Here is a 753-nt window from a genome sequence, read left to right on the forward strand (position 1 = left end):
CCGAACTCAGTAGTGAAACGATGCATCGCCGATGGTAGTGTGGGGTCTCCCCATGTGAGAGTAGGTCATCGTCAAGATTCATTTCGCAAAACCCCTATCTGCGTATGCAGGTAGGGGTTTTGTCTTTCTGCCCCCAAACATCAGCCGCATGCATTCCCTTGTAGGCCTTGCGTCGCGATCGGGCGCCCAGCGGCCGCAAAACCTGCATCCCCGATCTCCCAGGCAGACCCCGCGGCGTTGTCAGCGCAGACTGCAACAATATTCCCGCCCAATTTACGTGACTTTCCCTCGCCCCCCCTGCGTCAAGACTTTGGTTCGGAGCATTCCTTGCCCCGGGCCTGGCGATGCCAGCGTACCGTGCTGCGCATTTCTGGACTTCCACCGTCCCATCACTTGAGGTAGCAAGCAAGATGGCCAAGGCCGCCGATGTCGTTGTGCAATGCCTGGAAAACGAAGGTGTCGAGTATGTATTCGGCATTCCCGGTGAAGAAAACCTCGACCTGCTCGAATCCCTGCGCAAGTCGAAGATCAAGCTGGTACTGACCCGTCATGAGCAGTCTGCAGGTTTCATGGCTGCCACCTACGGTCGCCTGACCGGCAAGACCGGCGTCAGCCTGTCGACCCTTGGCCCTGGCGCCACCAACCTGGTCACCGCCAGCGCCTACGCCTACCTGGGCGGCATGCCGATGATGATGATCACCGGGCAGAAGCCGATCAAGAAGTCCAAGCAGGGCCGCTTCCAGATCATTGACG

The 753-nt window shown here is 58.8% G+C and carries 1 protein-coding gene; it reads left to right on the forward strand.

All coding sequences use genetic code 11. The features are described from left to right. Positions 1–410: 410 nt before the first annotated feature. Positions 411–753, forward strand: a 343-nt coding sequence (locus HP546_RS30785) for a thiamine pyrophosphate-binding protein (RefSeq protein WP_256676328.1), incomplete at its 3' end; no start/stop codon positions are given.

Origin of the sequence: Pseudomonas sp. CM25 (assembly GCF_013179705.1) — a bacterium.
Classification (GTDB): domain Bacteria; phylum Pseudomonadota; class Gammaproteobacteria; order Pseudomonadales; family Pseudomonadaceae; genus Aquipseudomonas.